This window comes from Devosia sp. SL43, from assembly GCF_021729885.1.
Classification (GTDB): domain Bacteria; phylum Pseudomonadota; class Alphaproteobacteria; order Rhizobiales; family Devosiaceae; genus Devosia.
In genome coordinates, this window is record NZ_CP063401.1 from 1,525,216 (window position 1) to 1,543,469 (window position 18,254).

The 18,254-nt window shown below is 62.0% G+C and carries 17 protein-coding genes; 7 read left to right on the top strand and 10 right to left on the bottom strand.

Annotation, left to right across the window (positions count from 1 at the left end; genetic code table 11):
• Positions 1 to 402: 402 nt before the first annotated feature.
• Positions 403 to 1,419 (top strand): substrate-binding domain-containing protein, encoded by a 1,017-nt coding sequence (locus IM737_RS07545; RefSeq protein ID WP_236899307.1) that lies wholly within the window; start codon positions 403 to 405, stop codon positions 1,417 to 1,419.
• Between the two features lie 82 nt (positions 1,420 to 1,501).
• A complete protein-coding gene (locus IM737_RS07550; protein ID WP_236899308.1) occupies positions 1,502 to 1,894 on the top strand; it encodes a YciI family protein in 393 nt (130 codons plus the stop codon).
• Here IM737_RS07550 and IM737_RS07555 read toward each other — a convergent pair.
• From IM737_RS07555 to IM737_RS07570, 4 genes are all read right to left on the bottom strand, one after another.
• Positions 1,891 to 2,982, bottom strand: a complete 1,092-nt coding sequence (locus tag IM737_RS07555; protein ID WP_236899309.1) for a DUF1513 domain-containing protein — start codon at positions 2,980 to 2,982, stop codon at positions 1,891 to 1,893. The genes IM737_RS07550 and IM737_RS07555 overlap by 4 nt on opposite strands.
• 3 nt (positions 2,983 to 2,985) lie before the next feature.
• Positions 2,986 to 4,053 (bottom strand): imelysin family protein, encoded by a 1,068-nt coding sequence (locus tag IM737_RS07560; protein ID WP_236899310.1) that lies wholly within the window; start codon positions 4,051 to 4,053, stop codon positions 2,986 to 2,988.
• Positions 4,053 to 5,564, bottom strand: coding sequence for a di-heme oxidoreductase family protein (locus IM737_RS07565; RefSeq protein WP_236899311.1), 1,512 nt, complete (start codon positions 5,562 to 5,564; stop codon positions 4,053 to 4,055). Before IM737_RS07565 ends, IM737_RS07560 begins: the two co-directional genes overlap by 1 nt.
• A 193-nt stretch (positions 5,565 to 5,757) precedes the next feature.
• Entirely contained in the window at positions 5,758 to 7,020 is a 1,263-nt protein-coding gene (locus tag IM737_RS07570; protein WP_236899312.1) for an imelysin family protein, read from the bottom strand.
• 449 nt (positions 7,021 to 7,469) lie between these two features.
• Between IM737_RS07570 and IM737_RS07575 the strand changes: the two genes are divergently transcribed.
• From IM737_RS07575 to sseA, 5 genes are all read left to right on the top strand, one after another.
• Positions 7,470 to 8,540: an ABC transporter substrate-binding protein gene (locus IM737_RS07575; protein WP_236899881.1), complete on the top strand. Its 1,071-nt coding sequence runs from the start codon at positions 7,470 to 7,472 to the stop codon at positions 8,538 to 8,540.
• 116 nt (positions 8,541 to 8,656) lie between these two features.
• Entirely contained in the window at positions 8,657 to 9,535 is an 879-nt protein-coding gene (locus tag IM737_RS07580) for an ABC transporter permease (RefSeq protein ID WP_236899313.1), read from the top strand.
• Entirely contained in the window at positions 9,532 to 10,323 is a 792-nt protein-coding gene (locus IM737_RS07585; RefSeq protein WP_236899314.1) for an ABC transporter permease, read from the top strand. The genes IM737_RS07580 and IM737_RS07585 overlap by 4 nt, the downstream gene beginning before the upstream one ends.
• Before the next feature lie 2 nt (positions 10,324 to 10,325).
• On the top strand, positions 10,326 to 11,390 hold the full coding sequence (locus tag IM737_RS07590; protein WP_236899315.1) for an ABC transporter ATP-binding protein: 1,065 nt from the start codon (positions 10,326 to 10,328) through the stop codon (positions 11,388 to 11,390).
• 405 nt (positions 11,391 to 11,795) lie between these two features.
• Complete coding sequence (gene sseA, locus IM737_RS07595) at positions 11,796 to 12,629, top strand: 3-mercaptopyruvate sulfurtransferase (protein WP_236899316.1); 834 nt, start codon at positions 11,796 to 11,798, stop codon at positions 12,627 to 12,629.
• A gap of 140 nt (positions 12,630 to 12,769) precedes the next feature.
• Here the strand turns inward: sseA and IM737_RS07600 are convergent, their stop codons facing one another.
• The 6 genes from IM737_RS07600 to IM737_RS07625 form a co-directional block, all read right to left on the bottom strand.
• Positions 12,770 to 13,333, bottom strand: a complete 564-nt coding sequence (locus tag IM737_RS07600; RefSeq protein ID WP_236899317.1) for a hypothetical protein — start codon at positions 13,331 to 13,333, stop codon at positions 12,770 to 12,772.
• Positions 13,334 to 13,454: 121 nt separating this feature from the next.
• Positions 13,455 to 13,835: a nuclear transport factor 2 family protein gene (locus IM737_RS07605; RefSeq protein WP_236899318.1), complete on the bottom strand. Its 381-nt coding sequence runs from the start codon at positions 13,833 to 13,835 to the stop codon at positions 13,455 to 13,457.
• An 86-nt stretch (positions 13,836 to 13,921) separates the two neighbouring features.
• Positions 13,922 to 15,238, bottom strand: a complete 1,317-nt coding sequence (mmsB, locus tag IM737_RS07610) for a multiple monosaccharide ABC transporter permease (RefSeq protein ID WP_442874177.1) — start codon at positions 15,236 to 15,238, stop codon at positions 13,922 to 13,924.
• Positions 15,235 to 16,767, bottom strand: coding sequence for a multiple monosaccharide ABC transporter ATP-binding protein (gene mmsA, locus IM737_RS07615; RefSeq protein ID WP_236899319.1), 1,533 nt, complete (start codon positions 16,765 to 16,767; stop codon positions 15,235 to 15,237). Before mmsA ends, mmsB begins: the two co-directional genes overlap by 4 nt.
• Positions 16,768 to 16,872: 105 nt before the next feature.
• Complete coding sequence (gene chvE / locus IM737_RS07620) at positions 16,873 to 17,949, bottom strand: multiple monosaccharide ABC transporter substrate-binding protein (protein ID WP_272906555.1); 1,077 nt, start codon at positions 17,947 to 17,949, stop codon at positions 16,873 to 16,875.
• A 27-nt stretch (positions 17,950 to 17,976) separates the two neighbouring features.
• Entirely contained in the window at positions 17,977 to 18,126 is a 150-nt protein-coding gene (locus IM737_RS07625; protein WP_236899320.1) for a hypothetical protein, read from the bottom strand.
• Positions 18,127 to 18,254 lie beyond the last annotated feature (128 nt).

Genomic DNA, 18,254 nt, shown 5'->3' on the forward strand with positions numbered 1-18,254 from the left:
CGCCCGTTCTGGACGGCTGTTCCGTCCACGTTTCAAAGCGCTTTGAACGAAAAAGAACCAGAGCGCCGAAATTCTGTCAAGCACTCCCTCCGCGAAATTTTAACGAATTTTCGATCGACCATATTTTTATTGTTTTAAGCCAGTGCTTTAGATGAAGCTTCGGATTTTACAGGTAAACGATGCAGTCAATTTTACTGATGTACGCACCTCAGAACAACGACCCACGATTTGGCCTCTTGCATCAAAATTTGAAATCGCTTTGAATGATCCTCGGAGGAGGGAGCAGGAACCGCTGTTCAAGGCGGCCTGCCTGCCCTAAAGGCAAGGAGACCGGGCGCGCACCTCTTGTTGAGGCGCCGCCCAAAGCGTTGGTCATGCCGTGCCAGGGGCCAGTTTGCAGCAATGAGACTGAAGGATTTGGCCGAGCATCTCGGCCTGTCGCAAACCACGGTCAGTCGCGCGCTCAATGGCTATCCCGAAGTCAATGAGGCCACCCGCCTGCGCGTCGCCGAAACCGCGTCGCGGCTGGGCTACCGTCCCAATGCCAGCGCCCTGCGCCTGGCGACCGGCCGGTCGGGAGCCATCGGCCTGGTGCTGCGTGGCGCCGGAGAGCTCGGCCCACATATGAGCGAGTTCATGGCCGGCATGAGTGCCCGCATGAGCACCGAGGAAATCGACATCCTCCTGATTACGGTGGACAGTTTCCAGGACGAAATGGCGGCCTATCGCCGCCTCGCGGCCAGCCAGAAGGTGGACGCCATCGTGCTCCACTCCCCCACCCTCAAGGACGCGCGGGCCGAGCTGCTGCTCGACCTCAAGATACCCTTCATCATGCATGGTCGCACCAATATCGGCCAACCTGTCGCCTGGATGGATATCGACAATACCGGCACCGTCGAACGCGCCACCAGCCACCTGCTCGATCTGGGCCATCGCCGCATCGCGCTGCTCAACGGGCTCAAGGGCCGCACCTTCGCCGAACACCGCGAGATCGGCTACCTTGCGGCACTATCGGCACGTGGAGTTCCCTTCGACGCCGCCCTGATGGGCAATTCGGTGTTCACTGACGAAGTTGCCTTCCGACTGGCCCAGGCCATGCTCGAACTACGGCCCCGGCCCACAGCCTTCCTCGCCGGCTCGATGATGACGGCCCTGGGCGTGTTCCGGGCCATCCGCCAGGCGGGGCTGGTCCTCGGCAAGGACGTCTCGATGATCGCTCACGACGACGTCTTCCCTTATCTGAACGCCGACAACATGTACCCGTCCATGTCGACAACCCGCTCATCCATCCGCCAGGCCGGAACCCGCATCGCCGAACTGCTCCTGCAGATCATGGGCGGCAAATCGGTAGAAGACATCCACGAACTCTGGCCGGTTGAACTGGTCCTCCGCGAAAGCTCAGCCGCCGCTCCGCAGTAGCCGAGCGCCTGACAAAATATGACGCGGGCTGTCGATTGACCGGTGCCGGCGACGACCAGGCATATTCCAATGGAGAATTGCCATGCTGTATCTGTGCATCGTCTACGCCGAAGACGGCCCAAATCCCCTTACGCCGTCCGAAGAAACCGCCATCAAGGACGCCTTTATCGAGCAGGATCACAAGCTGTTCCGCGAGGGCAAAGTCATCATGGCAAGCCCGCTTCAGGGGCGCGAGACTGCGGCCAACATCCGCTACCCCAATGGCGTCCGCAGCCGCACCGACGGCCCTTATGCCGAAACCAAGGAATATGTCGCCGGCTTCCTCGTCATCTCCGCCGCCAACATGGACGAAGCCATTGCCACCGCGGTGGAGGGCCCATTCGAGGGCTTTGCCAGTTTTGAAATCCGGCCGCTGCTCGACGAGAAGCACAGCCAGACCGGCCAGGATCGCTCGTTCTTCTGGCCGCGCGCCTAGCCGACCCGCAACATGTGGTTGTCGAACTGGAAGTCGAACGTCTTTGTCGGGCGTTCGGCCCCGGCAATACCGATCATCTCGCCCAGCCCGCTGGTCGCGGCGAACCCCGCGCCATCGGCGGCCAACCCGCAACCGTTGCGCAGCGTCTCGACCAGCGCCGGTCGTTTGCCCTCCGCATCGATAGCCACCAGCAGATCGCCTTCGGGCGAGGACACGGCAATCGTGCCGCCATCGGCCGATACGGCAACCGAACCCACATAATTGCGCAAGTCCCGCAGCGTGTCGCCTGGCAACTCGATCAGCCGGATATCGCCATCCATCGTCGCGTAGCCCACCAGCTGCGGGCTTTCGCTCGGTGCGCCCTTATACTGGCAGCCGAACCACACCCGCCCGCGCATATCGATCGCCATATGTCGGATCGACAGCTGGTGCAGCCCCGCATCGAGCCGCAACTGCCCCACCAGTCGGCCATCGCGCCGATCGACGAACACCACCGATGGGTCCATCGTCTCGAGATTAAGCTCCGCCCGCCCGAAATCGGGATGCGTTTCGATCCCGCCATTGGCCACCACGAAGGTCACGCCGTCGGGCATCAGCAGCATTTCATGCGGGCCCGTGCCATAGGTCGGGAATTCACCGATCCGACGATAGGAATCGGTGGCGTCGTAGATGCCGATCACCCCCTGCGCCGCCTCGAAGTCGCTTTCGGTGGCATAGAGCAGCCGTCCGTCCGGCGAAAACACGCCATGCCCGAAAAAGTGCCGCCCCTCGATGCTTGTCAGTGTTACCGGTGCCGCGCGCCCGGCCGGATCGAACACCACTGCAAACGTCCCCGGCTGCCGGGCAAAGACCACGCCACGCCCGGCCTCGGGACTGATGGTGATGTCATGCCCCCGGTCCGGCAGATCGATCGACGCGATCAGGTCACCCCTCTCCCCCAGCAACACCGCGCCATAACTGCCACTGGCCGTCTGCACTGAGCTCGCGAACACCAGTTCGCTCCGCTCCAGCGCCTGGGCCTGACGCGGCAGCAGGCTCGCGGCAAAGCCGGCTCCGGCCGCTTTGAGAAATGCCCGCCGCTGCCACATGCTTCAGTCTCCGTCGAGCGACGAAAAGCCCACGCTCAATCCCAGTGCCGTCGACAGCTGTTCGCCGATCATCGCCTGCAGCGAACCGGTCACCAGCACGAGATAGGTCAGCGCATGCGCCTGCTTGTCATCCACCACCGCCTGCTCGACCGGCAGGGTAATGAGGTCAAGTGCCCGAACCGCATTGCTGAACTCGAACTGGATGGAGTTATCCAGCCCCTTGTTGGCCTCATCAACCGCCCGCGCCATGCCTGACACCTGCACCAGCGTCTGCATGCCGGCCATATTGGCGCGGATCATCTCCATGGTCAGTCCCGACCGCCAGAACAGCGCCTGCTTCGGCTTCGCCTCGGTATCGGCGCCGGCTATGAACGGATTGATCCGCGTGTCCCGCACCGCCTCAAGACCGTGCGATACCAGCCCAACCAACGCCTCCAGAGCTTCCGTCTCGGTGCGGTAGTCGGCATTCTCGGGCTGTGGCCGCGTCAGGTGCACTGCGACGCCATCATACTGGTACCAGCCCATGGCCAGCTGGTCGGCAATCATGCTGATATTGGCCGCGATCGCCGCGCCATAGCGACAACGGAATGCACCTTCCGGCGTCAGCAGCGTCTCCGCTCCGGTACCAAACAGCACGAATTCCAACGCGCCAAACCCCTGTGCCGCCACGCTCTTGCTGCGCAGGCTCATCACTGCGGTTGCGCCGGCATCCTGCTCGGCAATGATGGCTTGCACCTGCCTGAGGCCAATGCCTCTGCGGTCCGGCCAGAACAGCAGGCGATCGACCCGGTTGTCTTCCATCAATGGGCCAAGCCGCAGGAACTCGATCTGTCCATAGGCCACCGCGGCCTGACGGAACTGCTGGACGGCGATGGCAACCGTCCGCTCCGAAGGCTGCGCGCAAAGGGCCCCCATTCCGCTTTCCAGCCCGCTGGCCCGGCTCTTGAAATTGGCCATGCCCGGACGGATCATCATGTTGACCGCAGCATCGAGGACTTGGATTGGTGTCGTCGCCTGGGCCATGGCGGGGCCAGCCCAGATCATCATCAGAACGAGCAGCACCAGGCGCATCAGAGCGATTCCAGGAAGGCGACGAGATCATCGCGGGTAGACGGTGACATCTGCGCGAAGGCGTCGCGCGCGACCTGCGCTTCCCCGCCATGCCACAAAATGGCTTCGACGAGGTCTCGGGCTCGACCATCATGCAGGAAAAAACTGTGGCCGGATACGGTCTTGGTGAGTCCGATCCCCCACAAGGGCGGTGTCCGCCACTCATAGCCATCCGCCTGCCCTTCCGGACGATGATCGGCCAATCCCTCGCCCATGTCATGCAGCAGGAAATCCGAATAGGGCCAAATCAACTGGAACCGATGCGCCGGATTTTCAGCGTCGCGGCTGGTGACGAATTTGGGCACGTGGCACGAGGCGCAACCCGCACCATAGAACGCAGCCTTGCCCCGCAAGACAGCCGCGTCGCCCACATCACGGCGCTCCGGCACACCCAGCGTTTGCGAATAAAAGCTCACGAGATCGAGCACCGCATCGGGCGCCTCCGACACACCCAGCCTTGCCTGTTCGCCCGTCGGCATGGCCAGGCATTCCGCCTGGTTCTCGGTGCAATCGCCATGCGGCAGATTGTTGAGCGGCGTCGAAATGCCGATATCGCCAGCAAACGCCGCCGCCGACTGGCTGCGGATTGTTGCCATGCCGGCCTTCCAGCCGAAACGCCCCAACGTCACCGATTGGCTTACCGGCTCGATCGTCCAGTTCGGCCGCCCGGAAACGCCGTCGCCATCACGGTCGTCGGCATCGGCGTGGTCAAGGATATCCTCGGCAGGGATTTGCTCGACCAGTCCCAGTCCGATCATCGGATTGGCAAGGCGCGGCGACAGCATGACGCCGTCGGCCAGAGGCCCATAGTTGAGGTCGGCGACCGAATAATGCGGCTCCCGCAGGGTCACGACCGTACCGTCGCCCAGCGTCACCGGCAGGTCGGTATAGTCGATCACCATCCGCCCTTCAGCCCTGAGGCCCGGCACGGCAAAGTCCTGCAGCTGCGTACCATAGGTCGGATCGCCCACTTCGCCGGCAATCACACCATCCATGGCCAGCCGCGTATCGTTCTCGCCAGGGGGCACCGATAGCCGCAGGAACATCGACACATTCTCGGCCTGCCCCTCGAACGGCGGGTGTCCGCGGCCATCCTTGATATGGCAGCTCTGGCACCCCCGCGCGTTGAACAGTGGCCCCAACCCGTCCGATGCCTGCGTCGAACTGGGTGACGACACCCAGATCTTGCGGAACAGAGCATTGCCCAGCTTGAACTGCTCTTCCTGCTCGAAACTCAGATTGTCGAGAAAGTGGCTGAACGAATCCGCATTTGGAGCAAAGTTGGTCGTGCCCGCCCCGGCTGGTTTTGACTCGAAATTTTCAGGCTTGGAGAAATCGGTGGTGGGCGCCGTCACCGCCGCAACCCGCGCCAGGTCTTCCGGCGTCAGGTCGCCGCGCACCGCCTTGTCCTGCGCGAAGGCTAACCCCCCAGCAAGTATGGCGATCAGGGCGATGGTGAGACTGGTTTTCATGGGCGTTGCCTAGCCGCTCCGGCTTGGACTTTCAAATTGCATCGTCGTTGCTGGACCTGACATCCAACCCACCGGGTCATTCCGGCGCAGGCCGGAATCCATGTCCACATGCCACCTCAAGCTACAGGGTCGCTTGAGGGCGCCGCGCATGGATTCCGGCCTGCGCCGGAATGACATCGTGGTTGTGGATTGACTACTGGAACACCGCGTCCGGATTGCTCAGGCTGTCGCTGTCCTCTATCGTCACCGCATCGCCGAGCTCCAGCAGCGCCACCGCCCGTTCGATGCCGCGGGTCTGCGCGATCAGTCCGTCGATGGCCGCCTGCACCACCGCATTGCCCTCGGCATTGCCTTCGCCGATCTGCTGGTCATAGGCCTCGCCACCGATGGCGCGATCCGCCATCACGTTCATCTTGACGATGGTGTCGTCGAGCAAAGCCTTGATCTCGGTGTCCAGCGCCGCATCCTTGGATGCAATCACGTCGGACAGTGATGGCCCTTCGACCACCGAACCATCGGTACGCGTATACTTGCCGAGATACACATTCTGCACGCCCACAGCGTCGTTGAGATGGGACACATGCGTATTGTCGGAGAAGCAGTCGTGCTCTTCTTCCGGATCGTGCAGCAGCAGGCCAAGCTTCATGCGTTCGCCGGCCACCTCGCCAAAGCTGAGGGAACCCATGCCGGTCAGCATGGCCGAAATGCCGAGCTCCGGCAGGGCAGCGCGCGCAGCGCCGTCGGCGGTCCAGTTCGCGACCATCTCTTCGAGATCGGACACAAGCAGGCTCGACGCCGCCTTGAGGTACGCAGCGCGGCGATCGGCATGCTCGGCTGTCGAATAATCGGTGAACGGACGCGTCCCCGCGCCCGGCCCCGTGCCATTGAGGTCCTGCCCCCACAGCAGGAACTCGATGGCGTGGTAACCAGTCGCCACGTTGGACTCGACGCCCGCGGCCTCCTGCAGCTGATCCTGCAGCACGGCCGGCGTGATCTCGTCGAACACCATCTCTTCGCCATCGATGGTGATCCTGGGATTGGCGATGACGTTGGCAACGTAGAGCGCATTGCTGTCGCTCTCGGTGCCATAGCTGGCATCGACATAGTCGATCAGGCCTTCGTCGAGCGGCCAGGCATTTACCCGGCCTTCCCACTCATCGACGATCGGATTGCCGAAGCGGAAAGCCTCGGTCTGCTGGTAGGGAATACGCGCGGCCTTCCAGGCATCCCTTGCCGCGGTTAGCGTTTCTTCGCTCGGGCTCGCAATCAGCGCATCGATCGCTACATCCAGCGCTTTGGCGGTTGCCAGCGAGTCCTCGTAGCCAGCCAGCGCGATATCGGCATAGTTTGCCAACACGTCGGCATCGGCGGGCGCCTGGGCATAGGCAGCGATTGGCGCCACCGAGAGTGTAAGGGCAAAGGCGATTCTGCGCAGGGTGCGCCTGACCGAGATCATTAACGATCCTCCAGATTTATTTTGCAAGTGGAGTACGCTTGTCACCTTCAGAAAGCAATTCAAATTCAATAGTTTAGAAGAAGTCTAAACTATTGAGCGTACCCGAGTTTCCGGTTTCGGCGAATTCACCTGTGCTTTCCGGCCCCTGCCCCTTTTTGCGCCACTGGAAATTTTTTGACCATCTGGACGAAACTGTCACAAACGGGCACTGTCACAATCGTTAACTGGGGGACATAAGGCGGCGGGGTGCACCGCGAGACGGTAGGGACCAGGGCTTTGAGCCCACGTGCGGGCCGTCACATGACGCCGCTGAACCCGTCATCGCACTGTCATACCATCGCTCTACTGGCCTCCCGGTTCGCCGCAGCGTTTTGCAACGAGCGCTGACGAACGACTATTCAGGGAGACTGAACATGACTTTCAAAAAAGCACTCGGCGCATCTGTCTCGATGCTGGCTGTGCTCGCCGTTTCTGCCCCCACCTTTGCCCAGACCGACATTGACGCGCTTTACGAAGCCGCCAAGGCCGAAGGCCAGTTGACCACGATCGCCCTGCCCCACTCCTGGTGTGGCTATGGCGCCGTTATCGAAGGCTTCAAGGCCAAGTATCCGGGCATCACCGTCAACGAACTCAACCCTGACGCCGGCTCCGCCGACGAAATCGAAGCCATCAAGGCCAACAAGGGCAATACCGGCCCGCAGGCTCCCGATGTGATCGACGTTGGTCTGTCCTTTGGCCCGTCGGCCAAGGCCGAAGGCCTGATCCAGCCCTACAAGGTTGCGACCTGGGACTCGATCCCGGCCGAAGCCAAGGACGAAGAAGGCTACTGGTACGGCGACTATTATGGCGTGATGGCCATGCTGGTGAACAAGGACCTGATCTCGACCGTTCCTTCCGATTGGTCCGATCTGCTCGGCGCCGACTACAGTGCCAGCGTTGGCCTCGCCGGTGATCCGCGCGCCTCCAACCAGGCCATCCAGGCCGTCTATGCCGCTGGCCTCTCTGCCACCGGTGCCGACGAGGGCGCCGCCGATGCGGGCCTGAAGTTCTTCGCCGACCTCAACGCTGCCGGCAATTTCGTTCCTGTCATCGGCAAGGCCGCTTCGGTTGCCCAGGGCACCACGCCAATCCTGCTGGCCTGGGACTATAACCTGCTGGCCTTCCGCGATGGCTTTGAAGGCAATCCTGAAGTCGAGATCGTCGTTCCGGCCACGGGCGTCGTCGCCGGCGTCTACATCCAGGCCATCTCGGCTTACGCCCCCCATCCGAACGCTGCCAAGCTGTGGATGGAATACCTCTACTCCGACGAAGGTCAGCTTGGCTGGCTGAAGGGCTATTGCCACCCGATCCGCTTCAACGATCTGGCTGCCAATGGCAAGATCCCGCAGGAACTGCTCGACGCGCTGCCGCCGGCTGCAGCCTATGAAGCTGCCGTGTTCCCGAGCATCGACCAGCAGAACGCTGCCAAGGCCATCATCACCGGCCAGTGGGACGCTGTTGTCGGCGCCAACGTAGAATAAATCGAACCCGCCCCCGCCAGTCCATCTGGCGGGGGTTTTCCGTTTCCGAGCGGAAGAATTAGCCATCGGCCCACCGCCGATGCACGACTATCAGGGTAATGGGGCGCCCGCAGACGATGACCGACACCACAGCCAGCTTACGACCGGCTCGCCGCCGCCTCTCCTTCGAGTGGCTGGGCGTTGCCCCGTTCATCATCTTCGCGGTGATGTTCCTTATCCTGCCGACGCTCTATCTGATCGTCGCCGCCTTTGTCGGCCGCAATGGCGAGTTCACACTCGACAATATCGGTGCGCTCTTCACCGACAGCATCATGGCCGCCTACTGGATTTCCATCCGGATTTCCGGGTCTTCAGCCATTCTGGGTGCATTTATCGGCCTGGCCATCGCCCTCGCCATCATTCGCGGCAAACTCCCGTCCGGCCTGCGCTCCGCCGTCATGACCTTTTCTGGCGTCGCCTCGAACTTTGCCGGTGTCCCGCTGGCCTTCGCCTTCATCTCGACGCTGGGCCGGCTCGGCCTCGTCACCATCATCCTCAAGTTTGTGGGCGTCGACCTCTACAAGTCCGGGTTCAACCTGCTGAGCTTCTGGGGCCTGACCATCACCTACCTCTACTTCCAGATCCCGCTGATGGTGCTGATCATCGCGCCCGCCATCGATGGCCTCAAAAAGGAATGGAGCGAGGCCGCGCAAACCTTGGGCGCTTCGACGTGGCAGTTCTGGCGCTATGTCGGCCTGCCCATCCTGTGGCCCAGTTTTTTGGGTACGCTCAGTCTTCTGTTCGCCAACGCATTCGGTGCCATCGCAACGGCCTATGCGCTCACCGGCTCCTCGCTCAACATCGTGCCCATCCTACTCTTCGCGCAGATCCGCGGTGACGCCCTGCAAAATCCCGGCTTGGGTGCAGCACTGGCGCTTGGCATGATCCTGATCACGGCCTCTGCCAACATCATCTATCTGGTGATTTCCTCGCGCGCCGAGAGGTGGATGAAATGAAATCCAATCGCTTCTGGGCCTGGGTGGTCTTTGGACTGGGCGCCGCCTACTTCATTATCCCGCTGATCGCCACCGTCGAATTCTCGCTCAAGATGCGGCGCGGCTATTACAGCTTTGACTCCTATGCCTCGGTGTTTTCCGATCCCCGGTTCCAGGCAACATTCGGCTATTCGGCACTGATCGGCCTCTTCGCCATCATCGTGGGCATTCTGGTCGTCGTCCCTGCCGTTTACTTCGTTCGCCTGCGCCTACCATGGCTGCGGCCGTTCATGGAATTTATGACGCTGCTGCCGCTCATCATCCCCGCGATCATTCTGGTTTACGGCTATATCCGGCTCTACAATTCGAGCTCGATCGTTCCCTTCACCGGCAGCGCTATCGGCACCGATATCCTGCTCATCTGCGCCTATGTCACGCTCGCCATGCCCTACATGTATCGCGCCGTCGATACAGGCATGCGCACCATCGACGTACAGACGCTGACCGAGGCCGCCCAGATCGCCGGCGCCAACACCGCCCAGATCATCGGCCGCATCATCCTGCCCAATATCCTGGTCGCGGTGCTGTCAGGCGCCTTCCTGACCTTCGCCATAGTCATCGGCGAATTCACTATCGCCAGCCTGCTCAACCGCCCGGCCTTTGGTCCCTACCTGCAGAATGTCGGCGCCAACCGCGCCTACGAACCGGCCGCTCTGGCCGTCATCTCCTTCGTCATCACCTGGGGCGCCATGGGCATGATCAACGTGCTCGGCCGCTTTGCCCCCCGTACCTCCGCCAGGACCGACTGACCATGGCCGCCTTCCTCGAAGTCCAGAACCTCACCAAGTCCTTCGGCACCACCACAGTGGTCAAGGGCGTCAGCTTCGGCTTCAACAAGGGAGAGTTCATCTCCCTGCTTGGACCGTCCGGCTGCGGCAAGACCACCATCCTCCGCATGATTGCCGGCTTTGAGAATCCCACCTCGGGCACCATCAAGGTCGACGGGCAGGACATCACCACCCTCAAGCCCAACCAGCGCCAGCTCGGCATGGTGTTCCAGGCCTATGCCCTGTTTCCCAACCTCAATGTCGGCGACAATATCGGCTTTGGCCTCAAGATCGCGGGCATGCCCGCTGAGCAGCGCCGCGCCCGCGTCGAGGAAATGCTCAAGCTGATCGGCCTGCCCGGCTACGAAAAGCGCTACCCCTATGAAATGAGTGGCGGCCAGCAGCAGCGCGTCGCCCTGGCCCGCGCCATCGCTCCAGCACCCCGCATGCTGCTGCTCGACGAGCCGCTTTCGGCGCTCGACGCCAAGATCCGCGTCAGCCTGCGCGAGGAAATCCGCGCCATCCAGCTCGATCTGGGCATCACCACCGTCTTCGTCACCCACGACCAGGAAGAGGCGCTGTCGATTTCCGACCGCATCGTGGTCATGCATGCCGGCAATATCGAGCAGCTCGGTGCGCCGCACGAAATCTACAACAAGCCCGCCACCAGCTTCGTCGCCGGCTTCGTCGGCCAGTTGAACAACCTCAACGTCACCGTCCTTGATCCCGCCGCCAAGACCGTGTCGATCGATGGCCAGACCATCACCGTTCCCAACCTCGCCGCCAGCGCCACGGCTGGCGCCGCAGCGACGCTGACCTTGCGCCCCGAAGTCCTCTGGGTCGGCGCCCGTGATGGCAACGACATCACCCTGTCAGGCACCATTGCCGACGTGACCTTCCTCGGCTCGGTCATCCGCCTCCGCGTCTCCCTGGGCAAGAACATCGTCAGCCTCGACACTTTCAACGACCAGCGCACCGCCCCGCCCAGCCGCGGCGAGCCGGTCACCATCAGCCTCGCCAGCAAGGATCTGCTTGCGTTGCAGGCCTGACCAGCGGACGTGCCAAAGCGCCGCCTGTAGCGCGGTTATCGTGTCTGAGCGCCCGGGTCCGGAGCGCAAGAGTGCCCGGGGCACGGCGATGGGCGGCCTTTGGGCCAAGAACTGTCGACGTAGAACGGACCAAAGGCCGCCCATCACGATCCGCTCTTCTGCAGGGTATGGTTCAGGCGGTACCAGTATTGCAGGCCCGGCTGCCGTATTTCCCCCCACTGGACGGGCGCCCCCATCCCACGGTCTCCCCACCCGGCCCTGCGTCGGGACCGCGTGTTGGCGGGGATGGAGCCAGTATGGGCGAAGACGCGCCAGACGGGGATAAGATTGTTGATGCGTCTGGATTCACCGCTGGACCGCCACAATTCTGGCGGTCATTGTGGGCGAATTATCGAGGAGCACGACGTGGATAATCCGTTCGTCACCACCGAGTGGCTGGCCAACCATCTGAGCGATCCCAACGTTGTCGTTCTGGACGGCAGCTGGCACATGCCCAACGCGAGCAGAAATCCGCAGGCTGATTATCTGGCCGGCCATATTCCCGGCGCCGTGTTCTTCGACATCGACGGCGTGGCCGACACTGCGTCAAACCTGCCGCACATGCTGCCCTCGCCCGCCGACTTCTCCCGCATGGTCGGCGCCCTGGGCATTTCCGACGGCATGACGATCGTCGTTTATGACGAACTCGGCCTGTTCTCCGCACCCCGGGTCTGGTGGACCTTCACCACCATGGGCGCCCGCGATGTGCGCATTCTCTCCGGCGGCGGCCCCAAATGGCGCGCCGAGAAGCGCCCGACCGAAACCGGCCTCGTCGCCCGCCCGCGCCAGGTGTTCGAAGCCCGCTTCGACCCCACCCGTGTCGCCGATTTCGCCACCGTCCGCGAGCGCAGCCACGACGGCGCCGCCCAGATCGCCGACGCCCGCCCCGCCCCGCGCTTTCACGCCGAAGTGCCCGAACCGCGCGCCGGCCTGCGCAGCGGCCACATTCCCAACAGCGCCAACCTGCCGGTGAGCCTCCTCGCCGACAACGGCCAGATGCGCCCAGCCGCCGACCTCGCCCAACTCTTCGCCGAGCGTGGCATCGATCTGAGCAAGCCGCTGATCACGTCATGTGGCTCGGGGATCACGGCGTCCACGCTGGCGCTTGCGGCGCAGTTGGCCGGTGCGGAGACTGTAGCGGTCTACGACGGGTCGTGGGCCGAATGGGGTGGCCGGGCGGATGCTGAAATCGAGACCTGATTTGTCGCGCTGTTCGGCTGATATCGACCCATGCCGGTCGTTGCGATGTTCTACACTCGCCTCCAGATACAAGTTTGGGTCGTCTTCAGCCGCCCACGATCTGCCTCTTGAGTGACTCGGAAATGGCGGCACCGACTGCCTCACCTGAAGAGCGTATCGAAATCAAACTTGGGTTCGGCTGCCATCTTGCGCAGGGCAGCTATTTCGTCGGCGCGGATTGGCTCTTTCAGCATTTGCTGTGCCGCTCTGCTGTGCAGGTTTGAATTGATCTTCCCGTCTATCTCGAAGCCAGCGATGAACCATTGCTCGCCCCATTGGAAGTCGAAGTTGCAGTCTCCGTCGCCCCAGGTCATGTAGACAGGAATGATGGCCCCCGCCTCTGGGCCGACTATCGGTGTATCGACACGGAACAGGGCTGCTGCGACTTCCCGGTACACTAGGCACGTGGGCGGCGATTCAGACTCCCACTCATAGATTTTCCTAATGCATTCCGCTGGCATAGAGCCGATCAGCATTTTGCCACCGTCAGTTTCCCAGCCGATTACGGTGCCACCGAAGATCGTCGACAGGCCAGCCATTTGCTCAGCAACAGTAGGCTCTCTTTTTGGGATCATAAGGTCACAAGCAAAAGTGAGTGACCCGCTGGCGCCCAACAATAGACCCACTAGCAGCGTGGCACGCGGTAACTTCCACATGGATCTCATCTACGCCTCCTTTATGGACACACTGCCCTGACGAGGCGCCCGACCATTGTGTCTGCTTCCGCGCATTAAGCAATAGAAGCGGACAGTCCCCTTCCCACCCCAAGCACCGCGATCCCCTGAGTCAGCCAGTCGAAACGATGGTCCCCTGGTGGAACACCATCCGCCAGTCGTCGCCACCTTGCCTCCAGATCGAACTGCGCAGCACGCTGCGTTCCGTGCCATCGCTCACGACGCTGACGCTGCGATACGTCACCAGCACAATGTCCGGCGCCAGCGCCCGCGCCTCAAAATCAAGTACCTCAGGCAGGTCGGCATCGGCCCTCGGCTTCTCCCGCGGCAGCCTTTCGATGACACTGGCTCGATCATAGACCCTGCCCGAGCTGCCAAATTCCATGAAGCCTTCGTCCAGCAACGCCTCCACCGCAGCGCGCGAGGCCCGCACTTCGGGGCGATGCAGCGCCTGTTCCAGCGCGCGGAACCGCTCGATGTCGTTTGCGTCCATAGCCTTCCACCTCGTGGCTGCTCACCTTGAACAAAAAAGGCCGCCGGGTCACCCCGGCGGCCTCATCATTTTTCAACCCGAACCGACTATGCCCGGTTCTTGTTGTAGAGGTCGAAGAACACGGCTGCCAGCAGCACCACGCCCTTGATCATCTGTTGCAGGTCGATGTTGATGCCCATGATCGACATGCCGTTGTTCATCACGCCCATGATGAAGGCGCCGATGACAGCACCGGCCACGGCGCCGACGCCGCCCAACGCCGAGGCGCCGCCGATGAACACCGCCGCGATCACGTCGAGCTCAAGGCCCTGGCCAGCTTTCGGCGTCGCCGAGTTGAGGCGTGCCGCATAGATCATGCCGGCGAGAGCCGCCAGCGCGCCCATGATGGCGAAGACGTAGAAGGTCATCCGCTCGGTCTTGATGCCCGACAGTGCCGCAGCCTTAAGGTTACCACCCAGGGCGTAGATGCGGCGGCCGAAGGTCATGCGCTTGGTGATGAAGACGAAGAGCGCGATCAGTACGCCCATCACCACCAGCACGTTCGGCAGGCCGCGATAGGTGGCGAGCATGTAGCCGAAGAACAGTACCAGCGCCGCGATCACCACGTTCTTGGCGACGAACAGCCCGAAGGGCTCGTTTTCATAGCCACGCGCCTTGCGGCGCGCCCGGCCGCGGATCGACATGAACACCATGGCGACGACGCCGATGATGGCAAGGACCAGGGTCGTCGTATGCAACACGAGCGGCTGCACGGCAGCGACCGCAGCCACGCCGTCACTCGCGGGCACGGCGGCAACCGCTGCCACCAGCGTCGTCGGCCCGATCACGTCCGGGATGAAGCCTGCCGAGAGCAGCTGGAATTCGGCCGGGAACGGACCCACCGACTTGCCGGCCAGAATGGCGAGCGACAGGCCCTTGAAGATCAGCATGCCAGCGAGTGTCACGATGAAAGACGGGATCCGGTGATAGGCGATCAGGTAGCCTTGCGCCGCGCCGATCGCCGCCCCAACCACGATACAGATCGCGCCGGCAACGAACGGATTGGCGAGGAAAGCGAGCTCGGGCGGGAATTTCCAGCCCACCATCAGCATCGCCGCCAAAGCGCCGACGAAGCCGGCGACCGAACCAACCGAGAGGTCGATATGGCCGGCCACGATGACCAGCAGCATGCCCAGCGCCATCACGATGATGTAGCTGTTCTGCAGCACGATATTGGTCAGGTTCAGCGGCTTGAACAGCACGCCGCCGGTAAAGTACTGGAAGAAGAGCATGATCAGGATTAGCGCCAGCAGCAGGCCGTAATCGCGCAGGTTGGCCTGTAAGGCACCCCACACGGTCATCTGCTGGACTTTCACCGGCTCGCCGGCAGGAGTGATGCCCGGCTGGGTGGTTTCGGTGGTCATGATGCCTTCCCTTCAGCGCGCACGATCGAGCGCATGATCTTTTCCTGGCTGGCTTCGCTGGTCGGCATTTCGCCAACGATGCGGCCTTCGTTCATTACATAGACGCGGTCGGTAATGCCGAGCAGCTCGGGCATCTCAGAGGAGATGACGAGTACGGCTTTGCCCTGTGCGGCCAGATTGTTGATGATGGTGTAGATTTCGTACTTGGCGCCGACGTCGATACCACGCGTCGGCTCGTCCAGGATCAGCACGTCAGGGTTGGAGAACAGCCATTTGCTGAGCACCACCTTCTGCTGGTTGCCGCCCGAGAGATTGCCGGTGACCTGATAGACGCTCGACGAGCGGATATTGGTCTTCTTGCGATATTCGTTGGCGACGTCCATCTCGGCCAGGTCGTCGATGACGCCGGCCCGCGAAATGCCGCCGAGATTGGCAATGGTCGTATTGTGCTTGATATGGTCGATCAGGTTGAGACCATAGGTCTTGCGGTCTTCGGTGGCATAGGCCAGCCCGGCGGCGACCGCCTTCCCCACCGTCGACGTATCGGCCCGTTTGCCGTGGACATAGACCTCGCCAGATATCTTCTGGCCATAGGACTTGCCGAACACGCTCATGGCAAATTCCGTGCGGCCCGAGCCCATCAGCCCGGCAATGCCGACGACTTCACCCTTGCGGATGGTAATGCCGATATTCTTGATCACCTGACGATCGCGGTGCAGCGGGTGATAGACGCTCCAGTCCTTCACCTCAAACACCACTTCGCCGATATTGGGCACGCGGCTGGGATAACGATCTTCGAGCGAACGGCCCACCATCAGCGTGATGATGCGGTCTTCGCTGATATCTTCCTTGTTCAGCGTCTCGATACTCTTGCCGTCGCGGATGACAGTGATGCGGTCTGCCACCTTGGCGATTTCGTTGAGCTTGTGGCTGATCAGGATCGAGGTAATGCCCTGATTGCGGAATTCCATCAGCAGGTCGAGCAGAGCCGCGCTGTCCTTTTCCGACAGCGATGCGGTGGGTTCATCCAGGATCAGCAACTGCACCGACTTGCTGAGCGCCTTGGCGATTTCCACCAGTTGCTGCTTGCCCACGCCGATATTGGTCACCAGCGTATCGGGGTCTTCGGTCAGGCCGACCATGCCGAGCAGCTTGCGCGCGCCGTCGCGGGTCTCGTCCCAGTCGATCACGCCGGCCTTGGCCTGTTCGTTGCCCAGGAAGATGTTCTCGGCGATCGACAACAGCGGCACCAAAGCCAGCTCCTGATGGATGATGACGATGCCCTTGTGTTCGCTGTCGCGGATCGACTTGAAGTGCTGTTCTTCGCCCTTGTAGACGATCTGGCCGTCATAGCTGCCGGAGGGATAGACCCCGCTCAGCACCTTCATCAGGGTGGACTTGCCCGCCCCGTTTTCACCCACGATGGCGTGGATCTCGGCTTCCCGGACGTTGAGGTTCACGTCCGACAACGCCTTCACGCCGGGGAAGGTCTTGGTGATGCTGCGCATCTCCAGAATGGTGTTGGTCATTGTTTGCTTTCTCGTCGGGCCGTCGCAGCATCATAGCGCCCGGGCCCATGTACGGGAAAGGGCTCCGCGTTGCCGCGGAGCCCCGTTATCCGATCAAGCCGAAGCTTACTGGATGTCTTCAGCCTTGATGTAGCCCGAGTCGATGACGAGAGCCTGGTAGTTGGTCAGGTCGACTTCGTACGGGGTCAGCAGGACAGACGGCACAACCTTGACGCCATTGTCATAGGTGGTGGTGTCGAGGTTTTCCGGGGTACCGCCCGAAACCAGCGTGTCGACGAGGTCGGCAGTGGTCTTGGCCAGTTCACGGGTGTCCTTGTAGACGGTCGAGTACTGCTCGCCGGCAACGATGGCCTTCACCGACGGAGCTTCCGCATCCTGACCGGTGATGACAGGCCATGGCAGGTCGGCCGAGCCGTAACCAACGCCGCGGAGCGACGAGATGATACCGCGCGACAGGCCATCATAGGGGGCCAGAACGCCGTTCACGACCGAGCCGTCCGAGTAGTTGGCCGACAGGATGTTGTCCATGCGGGCCTGTGCAACAGCACCGTCCCAACGCAGCGTACCAACGGTGTCCATGCCCTGCTGGCCAGACTTCACGACGATATCGCCGGCATCGATCATCGGCTGCAGAACCGACATTGCCCCATCATAGAAGAAGAAGGCGTTGTTGTCGTCCGGCGAACCGCCGAACAGCTCGACGTTCCACGGCTTCACGTCAGCGAAGCGTTCCTTGAGGCCCTTGACCAGCGAGTTGGCCTGGAGCACGCCCACCTGGAAGTTGTCGAAGGTGGTGTAGAGGTCGACATTGGCGGTGTCGCGGATCAGGCGGTCATAAGCGACAACCTTGATGCCGGCGTCAGCAGCCTGCTGCAGCACAGCCGACAGCGTGGTGCCGTCGATCGAAGCGACCACGAGAGCCTTCACGCCCTTGGTGACCATGTTTTCGATCTGGGCGAGCTGGTTCGGGATATCGTCTTCTGCGAACTGCAGGTCGACGGTGTAGCCCTTGGCTTCGAGCGCGGCCTTGAGTTCGTTGCCGTCCGAGATCCAGCGCAGCGAGGACTGCGTCGGCATCGCGATGCCGATCTGGCCCTTGTCCTGAGCGAAAGCTGCGGTGGAAGCAGTCAGCGCCATTGCGCCGACGGCCAGCACGGTGGCAAGCGTCTTGAAAATCTTCACGTCTCGACTCCCTTTTGTATTTCGAGTTCAGAAGTTTTGGATGGTCGTCTGGGGAGAGGCCGACAGGGCATGCAGATGCAGCGCCGGGACAGAGATCGCATGCGATCCACCAACCCACGCCCGCAACAGGAAAAGCTGATCGGACACCCGTTGGCGCTCGGTCAGTCTAGTCTGCATGAAGTCCTCCTGCATGGCGGCAGGGTGCCGCCAGGGCCCTCCCAAGCCCACGGGCCGGAAGCTAGGATAATCAGATACCCGTGTAAAGCTGGATTCCGGTCCTACCTGCAATTTTTTCGACAGTCGAA